This window comes from Lysobacter sp. GQ73, assembly GCF_059758755.1.
In genome coordinates, this window is sequence record NZ_JCAXEE010000002.1 from 372715 (window position 1) to 397070 (window position 24356).

The 24356-nt window shown below is 68.2% G+C and carries 21 protein-coding genes and 1 pseudogene; 11 read left to right on the forward strand and 11 right to left on the reverse strand.

Annotated elements, in window-relative coordinates; translation table 11 throughout:
- The first annotated feature begins 859 nt into the window (after positions 1–859).
- Complete coding sequence (locus AC6CH2_RS06520) at positions 860–2320, forward strand: sensor histidine kinase (RefSeq protein WP_498268498.1); 1461 nt, start codon at positions 860–862, stop codon at positions 2318–2320.
- A gap of 35 nt (positions 2321–2355) precedes the next feature.
- Here AC6CH2_RS06520 and AC6CH2_RS06525 read toward each other — a convergent pair whose 3' ends face one another.
- The 3 genes from AC6CH2_RS06525 to AC6CH2_RS06535 form a co-directional block, all read right to left on the reverse strand.
- Positions 2356–4647, reverse strand: a complete 2292-nt coding sequence (locus AC6CH2_RS06525) for a ligand-binding sensor domain-containing protein (RefSeq protein ID WP_498268499.1) — start codon at positions 4645–4647, stop codon at positions 2356–2358.
- A 114-nt stretch (positions 4648–4761) separates the two neighbouring features.
- Positions 4762–5475: a response regulator transcription factor gene (locus AC6CH2_RS06530; protein ID WP_498268500.1), complete on the reverse strand. Its 714-nt coding sequence runs from the start codon at positions 5473–5475 to the stop codon at positions 4762–4764.
- Between the two features lie 432 nt (positions 5476–5907).
- Positions 5908–6615 carry a hypothetical protein gene (locus tag AC6CH2_RS06535; protein WP_498268501.1) on the reverse strand — a complete coding sequence of 236 codons (708 nt, stop codon included), beginning with the start codon at positions 6613–6615 and terminating at the stop codon, positions 5908–5910.
- Between the two features lie 31 nt (positions 6616–6646).
- Here AC6CH2_RS06535 and AC6CH2_RS06540 point away from each other — a divergent pair, with 31 nt between their 5' ends.
- Positions 6647–7324, forward strand: coding sequence for a class I SAM-dependent methyltransferase (locus AC6CH2_RS06540; protein WP_498268502.1), 678 nt, complete (start codon positions 6647–6649; stop codon positions 7322–7324).
- A 20-nt stretch (positions 7325–7344) separates the two neighbouring features.
- On the opposite strand, the gene AC6CH2_RS06545 is transcribed toward AC6CH2_RS06540, so the two are convergent.
- Together AC6CH2_RS06545 and AC6CH2_RS06550 are read right to left on the reverse strand one after the other, a co-directional pair.
- Complete coding sequence (locus AC6CH2_RS06545) at positions 7345–7758, reverse strand: acyl-CoA thioesterase (protein ID WP_498268503.1); 414 nt, start codon at positions 7756–7758, stop codon at positions 7345–7347.
- A 353-nt stretch (positions 7759–8111) separates the two neighbouring features.
- Positions 8112–8621 (reverse strand): lipocalin-like domain-containing protein, encoded by a 510-nt coding sequence (locus tag AC6CH2_RS06550; protein WP_498268504.1) that lies wholly within the window; start codon positions 8619–8621, stop codon positions 8112–8114.
- Between the two features lie 362 nt (positions 8622–8983).
- Between AC6CH2_RS06550 and AC6CH2_RS06555 the strand changes: the two genes are divergently transcribed.
- Positions 8984–9379 (forward strand): nuclear transport factor 2 family protein, encoded by a 396-nt coding sequence (locus tag AC6CH2_RS06555; RefSeq protein WP_498268505.1) that lies wholly within the window; start codon positions 8984–8986, stop codon positions 9377–9379.
- A gap of 127 nt (positions 9380–9506) precedes the next feature.
- Positions 9507–10373, forward strand: coding sequence for an NmrA family NAD(P)-binding protein (locus AC6CH2_RS06560; protein WP_498268506.1), 867 nt, complete (start codon positions 9507–9509; stop codon positions 10371–10373).
- Positions 10374–10404: 31 nt separating this feature from the next.
- Here the strand turns inward: AC6CH2_RS06560 and AC6CH2_RS06565 are convergent, their stop codons facing one another.
- A complete protein-coding gene (locus AC6CH2_RS06565; protein WP_498268507.1) occupies positions 10405–11328 on the reverse strand; it encodes a LysR family transcriptional regulator in 924 nt (307 codons plus the stop codon).
- Between the two features lie 140 nt (positions 11329–11468).
- On the opposite strand from AC6CH2_RS06565, the gene AC6CH2_RS06570 reads away from it, so the two are divergent.
- The 3 genes from AC6CH2_RS06570 (at position 11469) to AC6CH2_RS06580 (ending at position 13575) form a co-directional block, all read left to right on the forward strand.
- Positions 11469–11873, forward strand: a complete 405-nt coding sequence (locus tag AC6CH2_RS06570) for a RidA family protein (protein ID WP_498268508.1) — start codon at positions 11469–11471, stop codon at positions 11871–11873.
- Between the two features lie 99 nt (positions 11874–11972).
- A complete protein-coding gene (locus tag AC6CH2_RS06575; RefSeq protein ID WP_498268509.1) occupies positions 11973–12854 on the forward strand; it encodes an alpha/beta fold hydrolase in 882 nt (293 codons plus the stop codon).
- 52 nt (positions 12855–12906) lie between these two features.
- On the forward strand, positions 12907–13575 hold the full coding sequence (locus AC6CH2_RS06580; protein ID WP_498268510.1) for a hypothetical protein: 669 nt from the start codon (positions 12907–12909) through the stop codon (positions 13573–13575).
- Between the two features lie 137 nt (positions 13576–13712).
- Here AC6CH2_RS06580 and AC6CH2_RS06585 read toward each other — a convergent pair whose 3' ends face one another.
- Complete coding sequence (locus AC6CH2_RS06585) at positions 13713–14144, reverse strand: hypothetical protein (RefSeq protein WP_498268511.1); 432 nt, start codon at positions 14142–14144, stop codon at positions 13713–13715.
- A 61-nt stretch (positions 14145–14205) separates the two neighbouring features.
- Positions 14206–15168, reverse strand: a complete 963-nt coding sequence (locus tag AC6CH2_RS06590; RefSeq protein WP_498268512.1) for a hypothetical protein — start codon at positions 15166–15168, stop codon at positions 14206–14208.
- Positions 15169–15568: 400 nt separating this feature from the next.
- Here AC6CH2_RS06590 and AC6CH2_RS06595 point away from each other — a divergent pair, with 400 nt between their 5' ends.
- A complete protein-coding gene (locus AC6CH2_RS06595; protein ID WP_498268513.1) occupies positions 15569–16048 on the forward strand; it encodes a VOC family protein in 480 nt (159 codons plus the stop codon).
- A gap of 183 nt (positions 16049–16231) precedes the next feature.
- Here AC6CH2_RS06595 and AC6CH2_RS06600 read toward each other — a convergent pair whose 3' ends face one another.
- Positions 16232–17113, reverse strand: coding sequence for a hypothetical protein (locus tag AC6CH2_RS06600; RefSeq protein ID WP_498268514.1), 882 nt, complete (start codon positions 17111–17113; stop codon positions 16232–16234).
- Positions 17114–17616: 503 nt separating this feature from the next.
- On the opposite strand from AC6CH2_RS06600, the pseudogene AC6CH2_RS06605 reads away from it, so the two are divergent.
- Positions 17617–18115, forward strand: a pseudogene (locus AC6CH2_RS06605) (hypothetical protein).
- A 222-nt stretch (positions 18116–18337) separates the two neighbouring features.
- Positions 18338–20137 (forward strand): YbhB/YbcL family Raf kinase inhibitor-like protein, encoded by a 1800-nt coding sequence (locus AC6CH2_RS06610; RefSeq protein ID WP_498268515.1) that lies wholly within the window; start codon positions 18338–18340, stop codon positions 20135–20137.
- Positions 20138–20263: 126 nt separating this feature from the next.
- Here AC6CH2_RS06610 and AC6CH2_RS06615 read toward each other — a convergent pair whose 3' ends face one another.
- Complete coding sequence (locus AC6CH2_RS06615) at positions 20264–20482, reverse strand: hypothetical protein (RefSeq protein ID WP_498268516.1); 219 nt, start codon at positions 20480–20482, stop codon at positions 20264–20266.
- Positions 20483–20610: 128 nt separating this feature from the next.
- Complete coding sequence (locus AC6CH2_RS06620; protein WP_498268517.1) at positions 20611–21621, reverse strand: magnesium transporter CorA family protein; 1011 nt, start codon at positions 21619–21621, stop codon at positions 20611–20613.
- Between the two features lie 321 nt (positions 21622–21942).
- Here AC6CH2_RS06620 and AC6CH2_RS06625 point away from each other — a divergent pair, with 321 nt between their 5' ends.
- Complete coding sequence (locus AC6CH2_RS06625; RefSeq protein ID WP_498268518.1) at positions 21943–24345, forward strand: catalase; 2403 nt, start codon at positions 21943–21945, stop codon at positions 24343–24345.
- The last annotated feature ends 11 nt before the right edge of the window (positions 24346–24356 follow it).

Here is a 24356-nt window from a genome sequence, read left to right on the forward strand (position 1 = left end):
ATCGCGGTGGCCGCGCGCCTGGCGACGAATGAAGCCGCTGCCCGATCCCTCCGCGTACTGCCTCCTGTGCGCCGCCGGCGCGATGCATGCGCCGCTCCGATCCGGCCGCGGTCCGGCCGCGTTTCGAAGCCTGCTTGCCCGCGTTACCCGGAGGTGTGTCGCGTGCCAAACACTAGTGATCGGGTCCTGCGAATACACGCACGAGTCTTCACGAAAAATTTCAGCCGGTTCTTGCTGGGTGAAGCGCCATAGCGCGATCTCCGTCGCGTCCGCACCGGATCGACCGACCGGTTTTCATGCGACGCAGCCGACCGATTCGCCTGGGCGCCGCGCTCGCGCCGCGACCGGCGCGCCACCGGGCCCTGCCTTTCGCCGGGTAGCAGCAAGACGCCGCGCCGGTCGGTCGCGCTTCGCGCGCGAGCCGGCGTCGCGGGATAGCAAGCGGCGGGCGGCGACTGCGATCGCGGGTTCGTCGGCGCATGCGATCGGCCCGAGCGCGCAGGGCGAGGTTTTCGATGCGCGCCGCAGACCATACGCCACGGCATCCATCGGCGCGGTTCCGGATGCTCACCGACGGTGAGAAATCGGCCGCCACAGCGACACGCCGAGGCACCGTGAACGGTGATGTCAGTCGCAGATCCTCGCTGGAACCGGGCGCGCCGCGCGTCGTGCCGAACCGCGATGCTAGGCTGGCCGCGGTCGCCATCCGGGCGCGCGCCCCTTCCCGCCGCATCGCCCTGATCGCGTCGGGCGGGCGCAGCGTATCGAGGCGCCGCTACCGAGGTTTCGACGGCTGCCGACTCACCCGTCGTACCGTTCGAGCGCCCGGGCCGTCCACCTTTCTCGCATCCAGCTACCGATGACCGCTCGCGAACACTCACCGTCCCTCTGGCATGGCTTCACCGGCTGGATGCGGCGCTTGCCGATCCGGGCGGCACGCGACCTGCGCAACGCGCTGGCGTTGCAGGCGATACTCGCGGTGGTCGCGGTGGTCACGTTGTTGATGGCGATCGCGTCCTGCGCCGCCGCGCCGGACCCGGCGAACTCCACCGAACACTGGCTGATGCTGATCGTCAGCGGCTACACCTGGGCCTGCCTGTATCTGCTGCGCCACGGCCGGTTCCGTTTGTCGACCGGCCTGACCGTGGTCGGCGGGCTGATCCTGATGACGGTGAGCTACCACGCCTACGGGTTGCGCTCGCAGTCGGGCGTGCAGATCACCCACCTGCTGCCGCTGTTGCTGGCGGGACTGTTCCTGGGCCGGACCGCGGCCTGGTGGACCGCGCTGGGCTACGCCGCCGCGCTCGCGATCGGAGCCCGCACCGACCTGCGCCTGGCGACCGATTCGATGCAGGCCTCGCAAGCCTCGACCAACCTGCTGCTGTCGGGGATGAATTTCCTGGTCCTGGTGACGATCCTGGACCGCCTGATCCTGTCCTCGCAGCGCGCGATCAGCCGCAGCGAGGAACTCAATACGCTGTGCCTGGAACTCAAGCGCCAGGTGGAGGAGAAGGAGCGCGCTTACGAGCGCCTGTTGCAGACGCAGAAGATGGAAACCATCGGCCGGCTTTCCACCGGCATCGCCCACGACTTCAACGCCATCCTCGGCGTGATCCTCGGCCATGCGACCTCGGTCGGCCGGCGCGGCGACATCGACGCGGTGCTGCCGGGCATCCGCCAGGCCGCGCGCAGCGGCGCGACCCTGACCCGCCGCCTGCTCAGCTTCAGCCGCACCCACACCCGGCAGTTGTCGACCTTCGATCTCGCCGAGGCGATCGAAGAAGTGCGGCCGCTGATCCTGCCGATGTTCCCGCGCGCGATCCAGGTCTCGCTGGACACCTCGGCGGCGGGCCTGCGGGTCAGGGCCGACCGCGACGAGCTGGTCCTGGCGCTGTTGAACGTCGCCAGCAACGCCTGCGATGCGATGCCGCAGGGCGGCCGTTTCAGCCTGTCGGTCGAGGCCGACGGCGATCGCGCCTGCATCCGGCTGGAGGACACCGGCATCGGCATGGCGCCGGAGGTGCTCGCGCGCCTGTTCGAGCCGTTCTTCACCACCAAGCCCAAGGACCGCGGCACCGGGATCGGCATGGCCACCGTGCACCGGTTCGTCGCCGATCACGGCGGCGCTATCGAGGCCGACAGCGCGCCCGGCGAAGGCACCCGCATCCGCATTCGTCTGCCGCTGGCGGAGGCCGACGACGGCCCTGGCGATGCGGCCGGCCGCGACCCGGCGCCGGCCGCGTCCAGGACCGGCCATCGCGAGATCTCGCCGGCCGCCACCGCGGAACCCGCCCTGCCGCGCCGCGCCGCCGGCGCCTGATCGTCAGCGCCGCGCCAACGCCAACGCACCTGCGCTCAATCGGGCGCGCGGTCCTGGCTGGTGCCGATGTGGGTGGCGGCGACCAGCACCAGCAAGCCCAGCGCGGTGGCCAGGATCAAGGCCCACGGCCGCAGATACCATGGCTGCTGGTTGAGAATCTTCAGCCGCGCCGACACCGGCGACCAGGCGCCGCCCTGGGTGCGCGCCTGCACTTCGAACAGATGCTCGCCCCACGGGATCAGCGGATACAGGATGCTGCGGTTCTGCCCGGCATCGACCCAATCGCGATCGAAGCCGAGCAGGCGAAAGCGGAAGTAGGTCTGCCGCGGCCGGCTCAGGTTGATGGCGGTGTAATGGATTTCCAGGCTCGGCGCGAACGGCTCCAGGAACAAGGACGCCCCGGCGATCTTCTGCGTGCGTCCGCCGACCGCCACCTCCTCGATGCGCGCCCGCAGCGGCACCGCCGCGGTCGGCGGGACCTCGCCGGGGTCGACGACGGCGAAGCCCTCGACCAGCGAAAACCACAACCGGCCCTGGCGGTCGCGATGGCATGCGGTCGAATGGCCGCCGTTGATCTCGGCCGGAATCAGGCCGTCGCCGGCGGCATAGCCGATCGATTCGATCTTGGCGCCGGCCTCGCGCGGCATCGGCAGCACGCTGATGCCGCGATTGCCGCCGAGCCATAGCCGTCCGCGGTCGTCGGGCAGGATGCACGACACGGTATCGTCGAACAGGCCGTTGCGGCTGTCGTAACGCTGCACTTGCCCGTTGCGGATCCGGTTCAGACCGCCGCCGTAGGTACCCACCCACAGCGTGCCGGTGGCGCGGTCCTCGTACACGGCGCGCGCGAAGCGCGAGGACAGCCCCTCGCGCGGCGTCCAGCGTTCGACCACCCGCTCGCCGAGCAGGCGCCATACGCCGCGGTCGCCGACGAACCAGTCGCCGCCGCGCGCCGACGGCACGATGGCATTGAGGCTCATGTCGCGCAGCGCCTCGATGCGGCGCTGTCCGGAGATACGCCGTTGCGCATCGATCCGCAGTTCGAACAGGGAACGGCCCGAGCTGAGCAGCAAATGCGCGTCGTCGCGTCGCCAGACGTTGATCGCGCCGCCACCGGGCCAACGCCCCGCGATCGTCGGCCGGCCGTCGGCGATGCGGACCAACAGGCCCTCCGCGGTGCCGGCCCAGAGCGCATCATCGCGATCCGGGGCCAGGCTGGTGATGCATTCGTCGCCCGCGCTGCGCAGGACCGGCTGCCGCAGCACGCGGCCGTCGCCGCGCCAGTGACGCAACCCGCCGCAGGCCGAGCCCAGCCACAGGCCGCCGTGCCCATCGGCGAGAATCGCGCGGCCGGCCATGTTGACGCCGCCGAGCGGCGCGGGCAGCAGTCCGAACACCGGCTTGCGCACGCGCAACAGCCCCTTGCTGCCGCTGCCCATCCACAGATTGCCTTCGTCGTCGCGCGCCAGGCTGGCGATGCCCAGGCCGAACAGTTCCGGAATCTCTTGCCAGCCGCCGCTGGCGTTTTCCCTCAACACGCGCCCGGAGGCCGTCGCCACCCACCATCGGCCATCGGCGTCCTGCAGGGCCGCGGTGGGGCCCGCTACGTGCAACGGCTGCCAGTGCCCGGTTCCGGGGCGATAGCGGTACAGCGCACGATTGGTGCCGACCAGCAGGTCGTCGCCGTTGGTCTTCAACACCTGCACCCACCCGTCCGCGGGCGGCAACGGCAAGCGGCGCAGTCGTCCGCCGTCCAGCACGAACAGGCCTTCTCCACCGCCGACGTAGATGCGCCCGTGGCGGTCGCGCACTGCCTGGGTATGGCCGGTACGCTCCGAATCGATCCAGGTCGGCTGCCGGCGCAACGGGTCGAGGGTGAACAGGCCGACATTGCTGAGCACCCACAAGGTCCGGTCGGGCGTCTGCATGATCGCGTTGATCTGGCAGGTACCTCCGCATACCGGCAGGTGGCGGAACGTGCCCTGCCAGTACACGCTCAAACCGGCATCCTGGGTGCCGATCCACAATTGCCCCCGCTCGTCTTCGTGCAGCGCCAGGATGCGATCGCTCGCCGGCCCGGCTTGCGCGCCGAGCCTCGGCACCGGCGCATACAGCGAGGGATCGGCGCGGAAGACTTTCGAGCTCAGGCCGTCGAAACGCGCCAGCCCGCCGAAGCTGCCGATCCACAGATAGCCGTCGCGGGTCTGCAGCACGGCATTCACCCCGCCCTGCGGCAAGCCGTCGTCGCCGGTGAACGCGTGCACGCCGACCCGATAGCGCGGCTGCATCAGCGACGACGCCGAAACGGCGCCGCACAGGGCGGACAAGGCAAGCGCCGACCCGATCGACCGCAACAGCCATCGCAGCACCCACCGCATCTGGGCCCCGAAACCGCTCACACCGCGCCTGCTCCATCGCCGGCCGGGCGCCGGCGCCATCGACTACCAGTTGAGCACATAGCCGACACCGCGCACGGCGCGCAACGGAAGCTCTTCTTCCGCCAACTGCTGGCATTTCTTGCGCAGGCGATGCACCAGCATCTCCAGACGGTGCGGATCGAAGTCGTAGGCGTTCTTGACCAGGCTCGCGATCAGGGTCTCGCGCTGCACCGGAATGCCGGCCACAGCGGCGAGCATCGCCATGACCTGGCGCTCGGCCAGATTCATTTCGATCTCGACGCCGCCCGGCGTGAGGATGCACCAGCCTTTTTCGTCCAGGCGCCACTTGCTGCGCGTATCGGCGGCGTTCGTCTCCGGCACCACCCATCGCGCCAGATTCTGCAAGGTCGTCACTACCTCTTCCATGTCCACCGGCTTGGGCAGATACGCGTCCGCACCGGCGCGCAGACCGCGCAACCGGTCCGGGCCGGAATCGTATCCGGTCAACATGACGATCCCGACGCGCGGCGACAGCTTGCGCAGATGCGCCGCGATGCTGACCCCGTCCTCGTCGGGCAAGCCGACATCGAGCAGGACCAGGTCGTAGGAGCGCAGCGTCATCGACCGGTACAGGTCCAGCGCGCCCGCCATCCCGAAAACGGAAAACCCGGAATGAGCCAGCACCGGCAACAACACGTCCTCTCTGAATGTTCGGTCGTCTTCCACCACCGCAAGCGTGGGCAGCCGCCGCGCGGCCTCCATCGAGCGAGCGTTCATCGTGTTCCCCCCAAGGAATTCCCGGCCGGCCTGCAAAAAAACGCGAGGGCCCGCCGCACTTGCCGCACCGGATCAAAGTAGCACCGCGTTGTTCGAGCGAACGGCGGCGAACCTGCTTTCGTGATAATTGTCACACCGACAGGCCGACTGCGGTTGCGCGGATGCTTGATCGAGAATCAATCGCGCGTTAACGCAAACTCGATCGCACGCAGCTCGCTCGGCCGACACCGCGCCAGCCGGAACGCGCGCGGCTCATGAACTTGGATTTCGACGCCGGCGGACCTCGATGATCCGGCCCGGCCGCACCCGTCGAACGCGACGATGCATGGCGACATCGTGCGCGCAACGCCCGACGATTTCGATTAGCCCAAAGGTCGAAGGCCGCTCAGGCCGGGCGGAGCCCGGCGTGGGCCGAACCAGGGATAGGCGGCGTCAGATACGCTTGCAGAGCGACTCGACCTCGGCCGCTTTGTAGGCCGGGTCCACCGGAACGATGCGCAGCGTCCGTGCGGTGAATTCCAATATGCGCGAGCGGTACACCGACTTCTTCTTGAGCATGTCGTCCTGCACCTTTTGTCCGCGCTCCTGGCTGATCCACGGATCGGACGCCGACAGGAACGTCGCCTGCTCTATCTTTGACACGAGGATGTCGCCCTCGAGCGCCCACGTGCCCGAGGCCCGGTCCCGGATCACGACGGGCGCCTTGCCGGGCTGGGTGATCACCGAGGTGCTCAGGCCGGTGTAGCGGCCATCGGCCTGATTGATCGTCTCGGTGGTGACGACCAGGTCGTAATTCGGGTCGTGCACCGCGACCGGCCCGCAGCGCCAGGTGCCTGCCAGAGCCTGGCTGCTGAGCCCGGCCGGCGGGCGGGTCGTCGCGCAGCCGCCGAACACGGCGGCGGCGGTAAAGACAACGATCCATCGCATAAACTCTCCAATGAAATCCAGGGTTTTCGTCGCGCGGCTACGCGTGGCGGCTGCGCGATCGCTGGTCGCATACGCGTCCGCTGCCGCCTCGAGGCAGCCGGCCGGCGCCTCGAGGCGTACTATGACGGCTTTGCAGCGCGACCAGAAGGGACGCGTGCCATCGAAGCCGCCGGCCCGCATCCGCGCCGTTTGGAATGACGCCTGCAGTAGCATGAGGCGCCATCCTTCATGCGGGAGCGCTGTCTTGTCGTCCTTTTCCGATCCTCAAGCGGTCGCCCGCTATGCGCTCGGCCCGGTCAGGCAGGTGCCGGGCTTCCATGCCTTGCAGCAAATGGCCGCCTTGCTCTTGGCCGAGCGCGTTCCCGGCGACGGCCGGGTGCTCGTGCTCGGCGCCGGCGGCGGCCTGGAGTTGAAGGTGTTCGCCGAAGCGCAGCCGCAGTGGCGCTTCGTCGGCGTCGACCCGTCGGCCGAGATGCTGAAGCTCGCGCTCGTCACCCTTGGCCCGCTCGCCTCGCGCGCCGAGCTGATCGAGGGCTATATCGACACTGCGCCCGAGGGGCCTTTCGACGGCGCCGCCTGCCTGCTGACCCTGCACTTTCTGCCCGCGCAACAGCGCCTGCTGACCTTGATCGAACTCCGGCGGAGGCTGAAACCCGGCGCGCCGCTGGTCGTGGCGCACCACAGCTTTCCCCAGGACGAAGCCGGAAAGGCACGCTGGCTCAATCGCTATGCGGCGTTCGCAGCGGCCTCCGGCGTGCCGTTGGCAGATGCGGGCAATGCCGTCGCCGCGATGGGCAGCCGACTGCCGGCGCTGTCGCCCGAACACGACCTGGACTTGCTGCAGCAGGCCGGCTTCGTCGATGTCGAGCTGTTCTACGCCGCCTTCACCTTCAAGGGCTGGGTGGCGTACAACCGGCCCTGATCGCGTCGCGCCCGCTCGGATCAGACGGTTCGCGTTCGATCGAGCGCGGCCCTCAGCTCGGCCGGCAGCGGCACCGGCCGGCGCGTTTCCGGCGAGACGGTCACCTGGGTGAGCGTGGCGCGGAAGGTGGGGGCGCCGGCGGCATCGAATGCGCCGACCAGGAGAGTGAAGGACTGCTGTCCGAGCTTCTCGACCGAAACCTCGATATCGATCGCGTCGTCCCAGGCCATCGGCTGCAGAAACTCGACCGACAGCGCCCGCGCCGGCGGCAGGATGCCCATCGCGAACAAACGCCTCGCCGCGGGCCCGCCGAGCGCATGCGACAGAAACTCGAGCCCGGCCTCGACGACGAAGTGGGCGATACGCGGCGTGTACACGACCCCGCCCGGGTCGCAGTCGCCGAACAGAATGACCCGGCGGATCTTGAAGGGCATCGGTCGTTCTCCGCTGACAGGCATGAGGCCGGTTCGGCCGAAAGGCGGCCCCAGTCTCGGTGTGGAAACGCCGGCGGGCAAGCGTAGTCAAGGCATGCGAGCGGCGACGGCCTGGCGGAGCGTCGCGCGCCACCGATGCCTGATCCGGCGGAGGCCAGGGGAGCGGGCCCTCAGGTCTGCTCGCTCGATCGGCCGTCGATGCCCTGGGTTCGCGCGCGCTCCACCCCGTGCAAGCACTCGGCAGGGCACTCGCCCTCGGAAAGCGCATGGGCAATCACGATTCGCCATGCGCTCGGCTTGCCCCGACGCTGTGGCGTTCGCTGCAGGTCGGAGCGGCCAGAGCCGGCGGGCGACTACTCGACCCTGCGGAACCGGCGGTAGAAATGACCTTCGTCGGTGTCCCCTTCGATGATCAGCTCGTCGCCGACCAGCTTGAACGGGCGAGGCTGGTCGGTGCCGGTATAGCTCGGCATCAGGCTGCCCTGCACCTGGTGGATCACCTTGCTCTGCGCTTCGTCGACCCGATAGGTACCGTAGTAGGCCACGTAGCCGTCGTACGCGGCCCTGACTTCGCGGTCGCTGCCTTTCTGATCGCCTTCGGCGAACGGCGGCGTCGCCGGCGTGCGCATGAGTTGCACATGCAGATGGCCGGTCGGGTCGTACACGATGTAGCCGCTGGGGCGCTCGCCGTACGGATGCTGCACTTTTCCGGCAGGGTCGGTATCGACCACCTCCACGACTTGCCAGGTGCCGACGAGGCGGGAGCGCAACGACTCTGCCTCGCGCTGCGCGGCCGGCGGCGCCGCGACGGCGCCGCCGATCGACAGGCCGGTCAAGGCCAGGAACAAGATGCCGGCTTTCATGAGATCTCCTGCGATGGACATTGAAGGTTGCGGCGGTCGCCCGCCCGGATCGTCGGAAGATCCGCGGGCGCGAGCCGCCGCACCAGTTCCATCCGTCATGCATGGCGCATGACTGGTGGCTTAGCGGTCGCTCCGCCCGACATCGGGGCATTCGCGGCACGCGGCGTTCGACCCTTCGGCCAACCGCAAACGTGACGACGTACGGCATTGGCGGCGCCGTACCGGCGCGTTCATGATCCGTAGCCTGCAGGCGGCAATGCGCCTGGAACGAATTGTTATACGGCGACGGCGCCCTTCTCACGACCGGATAACGCACTCGCCCTTATCCCTGTGCCTTCCCAGGCCGACTAGGGAGCAATGCCATGAGCACGTCGAAGCAGAAGGGCGAGATCGAGCGACTGGAGAAAGCGTTCTGGCAGTCGATCCTCGACGGATCGCCGCAAGTGGCCACCGAGATGCTGACCGAGCCCGCGCTCATGGTCAGCGGACACGGCGCGCATAAGTTCGACCATGCCACCTATACCAAGATGGCGAACGACGATCGAGTCAAGCTGCTCGATTACAAGATCTCGGCGATGGACGTGCTGCTGCCGACGGACGATGTGGCGGTCGCCAGCTATCGCGTGCTCCAGAAAGTGGAGATGGAAGGCAAGACCACCGAAATGGACGTCTACGACACCTCGACCTGGGTCAAGGTCGGCGACCAGTGGCGTTGCGTGATGCACACCGAAAGCCCGGCGGAATCGAAGAAGCACTGACCGCTTCGGCTGGCGGCCGCAGGCCGGCGAGAGCTGCGCCAGGTCGACAGCGTCCCGATATCTCAACCGGCGACCGTCGCAAGGCCGCCGCACTCACCGGCACACGGGCGCCAGGGAGGAACACTGCGTGTACGTGATCATGGGCGGTACCGGACATGTAGGCTCGGCGACCGCCGACAGCCTGCTCGCACGCGGGGAAGCGGTCACCATCGTGACCCGCTCCGCGGAGCGTGCCGACGAGTGGCGCCGCAAGGGCGCCGACATCGCCGAGGCGGACGTCGAGGATGTCGCGTCCCTGCGTTCGGCGCTGCGCTTGGGCCGGCGCGCCTTTCTGCTCAACCCGCCCGCCGACACCTCCACCGATACCGATGCGGTCGAACGGCGCACTGTCGCCAAGATCCTGGCTGCGCTTGAGGATTGCGATCTGGAGAAAGTGGTCGCCGAATCCACCGGCGGTGCGCAGCCGGGCGAGCGCATCGGCGACCTCAACGTCCTGTGGGAACTCGAACAAGGCCTGCAAACGGGGCCGATCCCGGCCGCGATCAACCGCGCCGCCTACTACATGAGCAACTGGGACGGCCAGCTCGACCGCATCCGCAGCACCGGCGAACTGTCCACCCTGTTCCCCGCCGACCTCGCCATTCCGATGGTCGCGCCGCGCGACCTCGGCGTAGTGGCTGCGGCGAGACTGGTGTCCTCGCTCGACGACACCGGCGTGCGCTACGTCGAAGGCCCGCGCCTGTACTCCTCGAACGATGTCGCCGAGGCCTTCGCGAAAGCGCTCGGCCAGCCGGTGAAGGTGAAGGTCGCCCCGCGCGATCAATGGAAGCAGGCCTTCCTCGGCATGGGCTTTTCCGAAGCCGCCGCCGAGTCGTATGCGCGAATGACCGCGGTCAGCATCGAAGACGGCTTCGACCTGTCCGACGATCCGTTGCGCGGCAGCACCACGCTGGACGACTACATCGCCGACCTGGTGGGCAGGCAGGAAGACTGAGGGCGCCGCGGGCGATTGCCGCCGCGTCGCGCTAACGCCCGGGAGGAAGGACCGGCGCGTGTCGCTGCATCAGCGCGGCGACCCAGTCGATGAAGATGCGCAGCTTGGCGCTGACATGACGGTTCGGTGGAAACGCCAGGTACAGCGGCATCGGATCGAGGCGCCAATCCTCGAACAAGGGCAGCAGTTCGCCGCGCGCCCTCGGCGCCGCGGCCATGTAGTCCGGCAGCCAGAGCACGCCCATTCCGGCCAGCCCCGCCGCGAGGTAGGCGTTGCCGTCGTCGACCGCGACCACGTAGCGGCCGAGCACGTTCACCCGCTCCGCGTTGCGGCGCATGGCGTACGGGAACACCTTGCCCGTGCGCGCCCAGCGAAAGCCGACGATGCGGTGATGGCTGTCCTCCAGGTCCCTGGGATGCGCGGGCGCGCCGGCGTTCTGCAGATAGGCCGGCGCGGCATAGACGCCGAGTGCGAGATCGCCGATATGCCGCGCCATCAACGATTGGTCGGTGAGTTCGCCGCCGCGCACGACGCAGTCCACGCTCTCGCCGATCAGGTCGACCCTGCGATCGCTCACCCCGAGATCGAGCTGGATGTCGGGGTATTGCGCGTGGAACGCCGGCAGCGCCGGCACCAGGATCAGGCTGGCCAGCGGGCTCGGCACGTCCACGCGCAGCCTGCCCTTGGGCGATGCGCTGGCGCTGGACAGGCCGGTCTCGGCGTCGTCGATGTCGGCCAGCAAGCGCACCACGCGTTCGTAGTAAGCCGCGCCGTCGGCGGTCGCCGCGACCTTGCGCGTGGTGCGGTTCAACAGCTTCACCCGCAGGCGCGCTTCCAGCTGTTGCACCAACTGAGTGAGGCTGGCCTTGCTCATCTGCAGCGATTCGGCCGCCTTGGTGAAGCTGCCGGTGTCGACCACGCGAACGAAGGCCTGCATGGCATCGATACGGTCCATCAGTGCTCCAGCGACGCCCGGGATTGTTCGGATTCTACAAATAGTGTTGCCCGGATTCGCCGGTTTATCCGTCCGGCGCGCCCGCCTAGAGTGAGCTCATTCGTTGAACGCGGCTGCGGTCGCCCCTGACTGGAGTTCCCATGAGCAAGCGCGACGTGGTCTTTCCCCCCGGACGCCAGGCGCTGTACCAGCGCAATCGCTATTCGCCGGCGATTCGTTCCAACGGCTTGCTGTTCGTTTCCGGCCAGGTCGGCAGCCGCGAGGACGGCTCGCCCGAGCCCGGACTTCAGGCGCAGGTGCGGCTGGCCTTCGCCAATCTCAATGCGGTCTTGCAGGCCGCCGGCTGCAGCTTCGAGGATGTGATCGACGTGACCGTGTTCCTGGTCGATCCGGAGTCGACCTTCGATACGGCCTGGCAAGTGGTGCAGGAACACTGGGGCGATGCGCCCCATCCCACGCTGACCGGGGTCGGCGTGACCTGGCTGTACGGGTTCCAGTTCGAGATCAAGGTGGTCGCGAAACTGCCCGAGGGCAGCGACTCGTGAACAGGCGAACGCAGCCTCGCTTACGGCCTGGCTTTACGCTGGCCACACGAGTCCCGGCCTAGACTCCTGCTCCCATCGCCTCGGGACAGGAGTAGCGGCATGGCGTCCATCCCCATGGACACGCTCGAGTTCGATATCGCAGGCTGTCGTCTGTCGGCGACCGTGGCCGGCCATCGCGGGCAGCCGGCGGTCCTGCTGTTGCACGGGTTTCCGAGTTCGTCGCGCAGCTTCAGGAACATCGTTCCGCGCCTGTCGGAGACTTGCTTCGTCGTCGCGCCCGACCTGCCCGGGTTCGGAGGGTCGGGCCTGATACCCGACCCGAGCTTCCCGCGCTTCGCCGATCTGATCGAAGACCTGCTCGGCCGGCTCGGCGTCGCCGACCGCTATCTGTACGTGCACGATTTCGGCGCGCCGGTCGCCCTGGACCTGGCGATGCGCGATCCGCGCCGCGTGCTGGGGCTGATCGTCCAGAACGCCAACGCGCATCGCAGCGGCTTCGGCCCCTCGTGGAAGGACACCCTCGCCTTCTGGGAAGCGCCCACCGAAGACAACCAGCGGCGCGCCACGACCCACCTCAGTTTCGAAGGCACGCGCGACCAATACATCGGCGGAATACCGGACGACATCGCCGCGCGCATCGGCGCCGACAACTGGGTCGAAGACTGGCGCGTCATGAGCCGGCCCGGCCACCTCGCGCTGCAGCGGGCCCTGCTCGCCGACTACGGCCGCTACACCGAGCGATTCGACGAGATCGCCCACTACCTGCGCGACCACCAGCCGCCCGCACTGATGCTGTGGGGACGGCACGACAGCTTCTTCGACCTCGCCGAAGTCCTGTCCTGGCTGCAGGACCTGCCGCGCATGCAGGCGCACGTGCTCGACGGCCCGCATTTCCTGCTCGAAACCCATGCCGGCGAATGCGCAAAGCTGATCGCCGAATTCGTGAGCCGAAGCCGCGTGTCGGAAGCATCGCAGCCGTAGCCGGCCACCAGGATGGGAGCGCGCTCCGTCGTCGGCGCTGGCCGGTCTGGCGGTGGCATTCGTAAAGAAATCGCGAAGCCTCGACGTCATCGACGTCACGCGCGAACGGGTGGCGACGAATCGCCAGATTGAGTCAACCGATCTAGGGCTATCCCCAGGTGCCGAGGCCCGGGCGGGGACGTTAGGTTTGACTCACAGCGTCGCATCGTCGCGCGTCGCGCCCTTATCGTTTCCGACTCTACAAGGAGAGTACGCCATGGTCGACTCCACATCCGGCGCTTCCGGCGTCGGCGGTTCCGACGCCGCCGGCAATGCCAACGCCGCCAGTCAGGCGCAGACCGACGCGCAGGTAAGCGAGCTTGCGCAGGAGGCTGCGACGGCCGCGCAGAAGGCCGCCGACGCCGCGGCGGCGGCAGCCGCGGCTTGCAACGATCCAGCCAAGGCCAAGGAGGCCGCCGAGACCGCGCAACAGGCCGCGCAAGATGCGCAGCGGGCCGCGGAGGCCGTCATGGACGCGATCGGCGGCGTGATCAGCAGCGATGCCCAACTGTCCGCCTACGAAGGCGCCCAGGACGCGGCGGTGTCGGCCGCCGCATCGGCGAGCGCCGCGGAGGCCGCCGCCGAGCGTACGGCCGAATCGCGCTGCGAAGGCGTGCCGATGTCGCAGGCACCGAGCCCTACTCAGGGCCTGTCGCTGACGACGATCAACCAACTCGCCTGACCGCACTCCAGGCGTCAGGAATCGGTCCTCGATGCGACGCTGCGGCGTCGCATCGAACCACGGCGGGCGTGGCGATCAAACGCGGAGGCCACGGCGCGCTGGGGAAGCCGCGCATTCCGCAGCGCCCGACCGCTTGGTTACCTTGCCGCCGGCGCTTCGGGCGGGGCCAACGGAAGCATCACCTTCGCACCACAGGCCGGACAGGCCGCGTCGGTGGAGAAAAACCCGCATGGGCTCCGATGCGGCAGATCCTCGCGGCAGACGACGCACATGAAACGATCCACCGGGCGCCTGTCGCCAGCGGGCACATATCTCACGCCCAGCTCATCGAACTCCACCACCCACCGATTTCGCGCATGATCGTACTGCGCCGTCCCGTGACCTTCGAGGTCCTCCTCCTCGTCGGACCGATCGAACACGACCAGAGGCAGTCCTTCATGCAGCACGATGCCGGCATTGGCCAAGTCCTGCAGAGAGCCGAAGGTGTCGAGCGGGACAGCGGTTCGCTCCCGATTCTCGACGCCAGCTACGAGTCCGTTGAAGTCGGCGTAAATTCTGGGCAGGGACATCGTTTTCCTGGCTACCTGAAATCGTCGCAAGCCTAGCGCAATACGGCCACCACCGAGTGGCTCAGCGTATCCAGTCCACGGCCTGCCCAAAGACGCAACCGCCCCGCAACATGAGCACGCCGCCGGTCCCTCGAGTCTCGAACTCGTGAACGGTGTCTCCAGGACGCATCCCGGCTTTGAGCGCCTCCCACTGCGCATCGGCGCGAACACGAGCGTTCTCTTTCGGCGGCAACGCCGGACCTAGCTTGCGCAGGTTGGACGGCAACGTCACGCAAGCCGGCTCGGGGGCGATCCGTGGCAGCTCGGCGTCTTGCATGACCAGGATGCCCCCCATCGCCAGTGCTGCGGCGATCGCTGCGGACCACCGCAGAATATTTCCTGGTTCGACCGTTGGTGCCATGCGAGTTCCGTCAAGGGCTTTGCGCCTGCCCCATTGCAGCGCAATGTATCCGGCGAGCGCGGCGCAGGCCAGCGCGAGCACCAAGTCGACGGCGAAGTGGGCGGCATGGAAGCCGTAGCTGTCGCAGGCCGATACGCCGCAATCCCCGCCGAGCTTGCGGAACGGCAACGGAAAGCCGGCCACTTCCTGGCCGTCGCGTTGATAGGCCCGACGCGTCAGCAGATAGGGCAGCGCGTTGGCCAGGGCTGCGGTAAGCAGGGTCGCGACGAATGCCGTGGAGAAGGCGGTCTTGATGGGCACGATCGGGCTCTTGCCGGACTTACAGCGACAGCCGGGGCCAGACGCAGAACCCCAGCACCACCCACCCCGCGGCGTGGATCCACAAACCCCGGACGCCTTCGCGCACCCGCTCCGGATGGCGCCGGTCGCCAACCAAGTCGACACCAGGGTCGATTGCAGCAGCAAACCGCCCACCAGCCACATCGCCAGATACCGTATCACGCCGAGCGGATCGGGGCCCTGGCCGTCGTGAGCTCCGGGCGAGCGGTAGCCCAGGTGAGCGTAAACCCAGGCGCCCAGGCACAGCAGACTGATGACGAGACTGATCCGATGGTAAAGCTTCATCGCATTCCTCCTTGAAGGGCGACAGGGTAAAGGACAGGTCGGCGAGCGAGGCCATGGGTCGGTGCCGCGCCGGTCCGGTCCGGTCCGATCCGATCCGGTCCGATCCAGTCCAGTCCAGTCCCGCCCAGTTCACGCCTGCCTGCTCGGCCGGCGTTGCAGCGCAACGGGTATCCCGCACCGGTAGAGGCCGACCGAAAGCGCGCGCGGCAGCGGATGCAGCTTTGGCGGAGTAGGATCCCCGGACGGCCCTCAGTCCGGACCTCATTTCGGGTTCCCTGACACGCGCCCCGCCGACGAGCCCGGCGCACCGGCACCGCGCGGCTTGGCTTGGCTTGCAAGACTTCTATGCAGTTCGACTTCCCCGCGGCCCGACGTGCGCCGCTGCAACCGGAGATTCGCAATGGCCAGCAAGAACACGATTTGCCTGTGGTACGACAACGCCGCGCTCGACGCCGCGAAGTTCTACGCGCAGACCTTCCCCGACAGCGCGGTCGGCGCGGTGCATCGCGCGCCCGGCGACTTCCCCTCGGGCAAGCAGGGCGATGTCCTGACCGTCGAGTTCACGGTGATGGGCATTCCCTGCCTCGGCTTGAACGGCGGGCCGGCGTTCAAGCACAACGAGGCCTTTTCGTTTCAGGTCGCCACCGAGGATCAGGCCGAGACCGACCGCCTGTGGAACGCGATCGTCGACAACGGCGGCCAGACCAGCGCCTGCGGTTGGTGCAAGGACAAGTGGGGCCTGTCGTGGCAGATCACGCCGCGCGCGCTGACCGAGGCGATCACCGATCCCGACCCGGCCGCCGCCAAGCGCGCATTCGACGCGATGATGGACATGACCAAGATCGATATCGCCACGATCGAAGCGGCCCGACGCGGTTGAGGTGAGGCGGAGCGGACCGACCTCGTGGCGTCCGCTTTCATCGCTGTTTCGCGACGCCGCCGGCACCGGTTCGATACCGGCCGGCGGCGTAGCACAGGATAAGGCGGCCGCATTTATTCGGTCGGCACCGAGAACACCGTCTTCAGCGGCCGGCGCAAGGCGATCGGCCGCGCGAGCGTGCGCTTATTTCGTCACCACGAAGCTGGTCCGGTCGACGCCGGTGTTGCCGGTCCTCGGGTCGTAGGCATACACGGTGATGTGGTAGTTGCCGGGGGCTTCCGGTTTGAACAGCGCCTGGAAGGTGTTCATCGTCGCGCGCATCTGCAGCGGAATGGTCTTGAACGGGCGCCCGTCTTTCTCGACGATCGCAGCCACTTCCATGCGATTGCCGTCCCAGGTGCCGCCTTCGGTGAGGATGCAGCCGCACATCATCACCACGTTCGCCTTGATCTCGTAGGGCGCCTGGCTGAGCGGGGCGTACAGGTGAGTGCCGGGGCTGAGGATGTCGACGATCATGCCGGGCACTTCGACGATCAGACCGTCGCCGCCGACGGGCTTTCCGGGGACCAGCCACAGTTGCGTCTGCGACAGGCTCCGGGCCTGCTTCTTGATGTAGGGCGCGAGCACCTCGACCGTCGCGAACACCGGCCGCTCGAGCATCAGCCTGGCCTTGAAGGCGGCGGCATTGTCCGCTATCGAACCGTAACGGGTTCTGGGCGTACTCATGATGGTTTCGGTGTCGCCGGTGCCGCCTTCGGTCAGGCCTTCCGCCAACACCTTGTCGCTGTCCGCGTCCTTGATCCGGACCCAGGCGCCTCCGATCGACGAGCCGATGAACTTGCCGTCGCGCGCTTTCGCCCTGACGACGATCTCGGTCGCGACCGGCTCCGCCTGCGCACCGCCAACGGCCAACAAGGCCAGTACTGCCGCACAAATCAGCTTACGCATGGCTTTCCTTGAGATGGATACTCGGGATTGATGTCGGCCGTCGCCCGCGACGCCCGCCCCACCGGGAATGCGAGGCGCCGCCTGGACCGGAGCAGTATGCGGCCGCCGCGCCTTCATCGCCGACCGGAAGTCGCCGACGCTGCTATCGTTTCGGCCGTCGAACCGCGAAGGACCGGGGCCTTGAGCATGACGCTGGACGAATACAATCGGTTCAGGGCGCCTTTCGACACCACGCCGTTAACTTCCTCGGCGCCATCGCCTTCGGGCTGCTCGGCTTCGTCGCGCATTCCACCACGGTCGGCGTCGCCACGGTAGCGACGTCGGTCCTCATCCTGCTCGACCTGGGAGTGCGCACAGTCAAACGACTGAAATCCGAGCGGATCCCGGCGAGGCAAACCTAGCGCCACGCGCATTAATCGCGGGTAGAACGGATTTGGAGATTTCGCTAAAGCGGTGTCGGCGGGGCATCAATGCGCAAGCGGTGAGTGCAGGCCGTTCAGCCCGCTCGTTTCGTACCAGTCGCAGCACGGCGTTCGCCGTAGCTCCCATGCCGTCCTTCGCGAAGCGATAACGCCGGCCGGTGCAGCGTGGCGGCACCACCTCACCGGTACTCCACGATGATCAGACAGCGGCGCGTCTATCGGACCTGCGACCTCCCGCAAGCGCAAGCGGCGGTGGACACCCTGCATTCGCTCGGCGTTTCCGACGATTGCATCTCGCTGGTCGCACGTTCCGATATCGAACTGCAAAGCATCCCGAACCGGCACAAGGAAGCCGATACCGACCTGATTCCGGCGGCGTTGCGCGGAGCCGGCATCGGTGGCGCCACCGGCCTGTTGGCGGGCCTCGCCGCCACCGTGATCGCGCCGCTCGGCATCACCCTGGCCGGCGCGGCGGTGGTCGGTGCGGTCGGCGCCCTCGTCGGCACTTGGTCGTCGGCCTTGATGGGTTCGGCGCTGCCCGATCCGGTCCGGCAGCGTTTCGACGACGAGATCGCCGCCGGCCGGATCCTGGTGCTGGTCGATGCCGAACCGCCGGAGCACGACCGTTTTGCGCGGACCGCTGACCAGCGCGGGTGCAGTGGAGCTGGATTACCAGGCTCCGTCGGCGATGACCTGAGCGCTGCGCTTATCGCGCTGCACGACAGCGGCTCGGCGGCATCGCTCCGGCAATAGTTTCCGCGCCGGCGCCTGCTGCGTGCAGATCCTGCCGCAGGCGACGGAATCGATATCGGCGCCGGCCCGTACTGCGCAAGCAATCACGCTTTCGCATGCGCCGGCTTCGCACCGGTTGAACGCGCACTCGCCGAAGCTCGTTACGACCCATACGAGGGCTTTGCGCATGAGAACCACGCTGGCTGCAATCGCCACGGTGCTGATCTCCCCGCTCGCCGTGGCGCAACAAGGCGACGGGACCCAGGTCTCGGTCCAGGCCGAAGTCTTCAAGCCGGCCAAAGTGGATGCGACCGCCGAACGGATCGCGGCGCTGCGCGTCGCCGACGGCTTCGAGGTCGGAGTGTTCGCCAGCGGGCTGAAAAACCCGCGCATGCTCGCCGTCGCGCCCGACGGCACCGTCTACGTGACCCGCCGCGAGCAGGGCGACGTGCTGATGTTGCGCGACGCCGACCGCGACGGACGCGCCGACGGCGAGCCGGTCGCGGTGATCCATCGCCCCGGCGCGCATGGCATCGCCATCCACGACAATGCCCTGTACCTGGCCACCGTGAAGGAGATCTTCCGCGCCGAGCTGCAACCCGACGGCCGGCCCGGCCCCTTGCGCATGCTCGTCGGCGACCTGCCCGATGGCGGCCAGCATCCCAATCGCACCCTGGCGTTCGGCCCCGACGGCATGCTGTACGTGTCGGTGGGCTCGTCCTGCAACGCCTGCAACGAAACCAACCCCGAGCACGCCACGCTGCTGCAGTTGTCGCCGGACGGCAAGCAGCGCACGATCTTCGCCAGCGGCCTGCGCAACACCATCGGCTTCGACTGGCACCCGGGCACCGGCGAGTTGTGGGGCATGGACCATGGCATCGATTTCCTCGGCAACGACGTCCAGCCCGAGGAACTCAACCGCATCGTCAAGGGCGGCCAGTACGGTTGGCCGCACGTGTACGGCAAGGACGGGCTCAACCCGCAGAGCACCCCGCCCGGCGGTATCGACAAGGCCCAATGGCGGTCGATGAGCCAGCCGATGGCGCTGGGCTATACCGCCCACGCCGCGCCGATGCAGATGCTGTTCTACACCGGCGCGATGTATCCGCCGGCCTATCGCGGCAACGCGTTCGTGGCGATGCGCGGCTCCTGGAACCGGCGCCCGGCTTCGGGCTACGAGGTGGTGCGGGTGCGCTTCGAGCGCGGCGCTCCGGTCGCGTTCGAGCCTTTCCTCGGCGGCTTTCTCGCCGCCGACGGCCAGACCCACATCGCCAGGCCGGTGGGCCTGGCCCAGGCCAGCGACGGTGCGCTATTGCTGTCCGACGACGCGAACGGGGCGATCTATCGGATCGCGTATCGAAATGGCTCGGCAAAATCCGCCCGCGACGCCAAGGCGCTGCGCGCGCCCGCGGATGCGATGCGCGCGCAAAGCCGGGCCGGTATCGGCGTGCCGTTGAGCCTGAGCCGCAAACAGACCCAGACGCAAGGCCGGGCCCAGAGCCGACTGCAAGTCGCCTCCACCGCGTTCGAGCACAACGGCGCCCTGGACCCGCGCTTCAGCGAGTACGCCGATGGCGTGTCGCCGCCGCTGCGCTGGGACCCGGTGCCCGCGGCCAAGTCGTATGCGCTGATCGTGGAGGACCCGGATGCGACGCTGATCAAGCCTTACGTGCACTGGCTGGCCTGGAACCTGCCGCCTACGACGACCAGTCTGCCCGAGGGCCTGCAGGAACAGCTGCGGCTGACCGAGCCGGAAGGCGTGCTGCAGGGCCGGACCAGCCGCGGCTCGGTCGGTTACTACGGGCCGCGGCCGCCGCCGGGCGACCCGCCGCATCGCTACCATTTCCAGGTGTTGGCGCTGGACACGATGCTCGACATCGCCCCCGGCAGCGACCGCGAGCGCTTGCTCGACGCGATGCGCGGCCACGTCATCGCCAAGGGCGAACTGATCGGCACCTATCGCCAGGAGGTCGCGCCGCCCAAGTAGGGCCCCATGGGGTGAACGGCGAGGCCCTGGCGCAATCCGGGTTCACCGGGGCGCCGTCGTCTCGCCGTCGGCGCGGCGCGCGAAACCGGCGACGACGCGCGCAGGCTGCGGCGACGAAGCGCCGACTCAGGTCCGATCCGGCTGCGCCCCTCGGGCCGAGTGCATCGCCGCAAGCAGGCGCTGCTCTATCTCGCGCCGCTCCGCGGGACCGGCGCTGAGCGACATCAAGTCGGCACGGAAACTGGCGACCTCGCGTTCGAGCGCTTCGCTTTCCAACGAAGCCCTGAGAAACGGAAAGGCCGCTTCGAAAGCGCAAAGCTGAAGGTCCACTTCGTGGCTGCACATCGGCTGGCTCCTGCGGCGGTTCTGCATTCACTCTAGGCCGCGATCCGCTAGCGGCGCGTCGACGCCGGGCCGGCATCGCGGGACCGCGGCTCGACCCTGCACTCGCGCATCGTGCAGCCGGCCACGGCTCAAAACCATTTGCGCCGGCGCCCGAGCACCGCCGCCGCCACGCCCACCAGCACCATGCTGCCGATCGCGATCCAGAAGCCAACGGCCTCGGTCTTGAAGAACGGCGCATCGAAGTTCATGCCGAGCACCCCGGCGATCACCGTCTGCAGGCCGATCACCACGGTCAGGAAGGTCAGCGCGCGCATGGTCTCGTTGGTCTGCAAGGCGATCTGGTTCGAGAACAGCTCGAAACTGCCGATGACCAGCTCGCGCGCGTTCTCCACGATATCCATCGCACGCTCGAAATGCGCATAAAGCGATTTGAAATGGCGTTGCGTGTTCTCGTCCGCGTCGGGACGGAAATCGGGCCGGGCGATCGCGGCGAATATCGCGCGGTGCGGCGCCAGCATCCGGCGCATGCGCGAGGCGCCCTTGCGCAGGTTGCGCATGTGCTCCATCTCGCGGCTGCCGCGGCTTCGCAGCACGGCCTCTTCGAGCCGCTCGACGCTGCGTTCGAAATCGGCCGCGGCCTGGAAATAACTCTGCAGTTGCCAGCCCAGCAACGAGGCGACGAAGCTTTCGGCGCTCAGGGTGCCGACGCGCGAACGCCGGCCCTCGCGTTCGCGCAATTCGTCGAGAAACTCGACCGACTCCGGATGCAGGGTGATCACCACGTTGCGGCCGGCGCCGATGATCAGCCGGCGACCGTTGAATTCCAGCTCGCCGGCGTGATGGACCACGAAGGCGCATAAGGCGAACTGGTCGCCGTCGGCATCCACCCACGGATGGCGCCAGTCCCTGGCCATGCGCTCGGTCAGGACCTCCGACAGCCCGACCGCGGTGCAGACGTGGCGGATCGCCGAGGCGTCATCGCCGCCGATCTCCACCCAGACCAGCTCATCGTCGGCGATCTCGCCGTCCAGCTCGTCGAGGCCGGTGCTGCGCGCCTCCTCGCAACGACGGAAACGGGTGATCTTGATCGCTGCCTCGCACGCATCGCGCGCATCGCCGACCCCGCCAGTCTCGCTCATGTCCGTCGTCCTCTGTCTTGCCTCTTGCCGTCGACCGATTGTGTCGGCAGTCGCGGTTAATCCGCGGCGAACGCCGCGCCGCGTCGGCGTTAACGACATCGGCCAGCCGAGCCGCCGGCCGCCGGCCGCCGAACGCGGCTGAACCGTTGCGCGCGCCATGGGCTGAACCATGGCGATGAAACTTGTGCACGGTGCAGCACTAATTGCCTGCGCCGATGCGGCCGCGCGCGCCGGGGCGCTCGCAGAGTCATGCTGCACCTGGGCTCGGAATCAGGCACGGATCTTGCGGAGTCCAAGGTCATACCCACAGTCGAGACCGCCATGGCCCGCACTCCGAAGAAGACCACGCCCTCCTCCTCCGCAGCGGACCGGTCCCGAACCGGCAAGAGCGGGCGCGGCGGCGCCAAGGATGCGGTCGCACCGATGTCGCCGCTGGCCGGCCAGATGCAGGCCGCCGACGCACTGGCGGCCCAGTTTCCGCACAACCCCAACAAGGCGCCCGAGTACGGCCGCGACCACGCACTGGCGCCGCCGCCCGGCGCGACCGCCGAAGCCGACGACGAGCGCGCCGGCGCCAGCACCCTCAGCGAGAACAACGACAGCGACAAGCTCGGCACCCGCGCCGCGGCCGGCGGCAACCCGACGGTCGGCGACCTGGACCGCGTGCGCACCGACCCGACCGGGCAGCGGCTGACCACCAACCAGGGCGTCCCGATTTCCGACAATCAGAACTCGCTCAAGGCCGGCGTGCGCGGCCCCGCGCTGTTGAAGGATTTCATCCTGCGCGAGAAGATCACCCACTTCGATCACGAGCGCATTCCCGAGCGCGTCGTCCATGCCCGCGGCTCGGGCGCGCACGGCTTCTTCGAATGCTACGAATCGCTGAGCCGGCTCACCCGCGCCGCGCCGTTCGCCGAAAGCGGCAAGATCACCCCGGTGTTCGTGCGCTTCTCGACCGTCGCCGGCGAACGCGGCTCCAAGGACACCGCACGCGACGTGCGCGGCTTCGCGGTCAAGTTCTACACCGACGAGGGCAACTGGGACCTGGTCGGCAACAACATGCCGGTGTTCTTCATCCAGGACGCGATGAAGTTCCCCGACCTGGTCCATGCGGTCAAGCCCGAGCCGCACCACGCGATGCCGCAGGCCGCGTCGGCCCACGACACGTTCTGGGACTTCGTCTCGCTGATGCCCGAATCGACCCACATGCTGCTGTGGCACATGTCCGACCGGGCGATCCCGCGCAGCTACCGGATGATGCAGGGCTTCGGCGTACACACCTTCCGCCTGGTCAACGACGAGGGCGAGTCGGTGTTCTGCAAGTTCCACTGGACGCCCAAGCTCGGCACGCACTCGCTGACCTGGGACGAAGCGGTCAAGATCTCCGGCTGCGATCCCGACTACCATCGCCGCGACCTGTGGGAAGCGATCGAGTCCGGCGCCTATCCCGAGTACGAACTGGCGCTGCAGGTCTTCAGCGAAGAACAGGCGGCGAAGTTCAGCTTCGACGTGCTCGACGCGACCAAGATCGTTCCCGAGGAACTGGTGCCGTTGACCCCGGTCGGGCGCATGGTGCTGAACCGCAACCCCGACAATTTCTTCGCCGAGACCGAGCAGGTGGCGTTCTGCACCGCGCACGTCGTTCCCGGCATCGACTTCAGCAACGATCCGCTGCTGGCCGGGCGCATCCATTCCTACGTCGACACCCAGCTGATCCGCCTGGGCGGGCCGAACTTCCACGAGATCCCGATCAACGCGCCGATCGCGCCGGTGCACAACAACCAGCGCGACGGCTACCACCGCCAGGCGATCCACCGCGGCCGCGTGTCCTACGAACCCAACAGCCTCGGCGGCGGCTGTCCGTTCCAGGCCGGCACGATGGGTTTCGTGTCCTTTCCCGAGCCGGTGCGCGCCGACGAGGTCCGCGCCAAGCCGGAAAAATTCGCCGAGCACTACAACCAGGCGACCCTGTTCTTCCACAGCCAGAGTCCGGTCGAACAGGCGCATATCATCGCCGCGTTCCGCTTCGAACTCAGCAAGGTCATGGTGCCGGCGATACGCGCGCGGGTGGTGTCGATGCTCGCCAACGTCTCGCCCGAACTCGCCGCCGGGGTCGCCGCCGGCCTGGGCATCGAGGTGCCCGAACCGATGCCGCGCGCGCTCGCGCGCACGCCGCGCGCCGAGGTCAAGCAGTCGCCGCCGCTGTCGCTGCTGGCGCGTCCGGGCGAGCTCGGCATCCAGACTCGCAAGGTCGCCTTCGTCGTCGCCGACGGTATCGACGCAGCTTCGCTGAAGTCGGTGCGCGACGCCCTGGTCAGCGCCGGCGCGGTACCGCGCCTGGTGGGCCCGCGGGTGGGTCGCTTCACTGCCGCCGACGGCAGCGTGTTCGAGGCCGAGGCCTCGCTCGAGAACGAGCCCTCGGTGCTGTTCGACGCCCTGGTGCTGCCCGACGGCCAGGACGCTGTGAAGCGACTGGCGGCCGACGGCCGCACGGCCGAATACATCAAGGACCAATACCGCCACTGCAAGACGATCCTGGCACTGGGTGCGTCGAGCGCCTTGATCGAAGGCGCCGGTGCGTTCACCCGTCTGCCGGACGGCAGCGAGGACCCGGGCGTGATCCTGGGCGAGGGCGCCCGCCCCGGCGAAGCCATCGCGCGCTTCGTCGAGGCGATCGCCGCGCACCGGCACTGGCAGCGCGAGACCGATCCGCCGCTGGTCTGACCGGAGCCGGG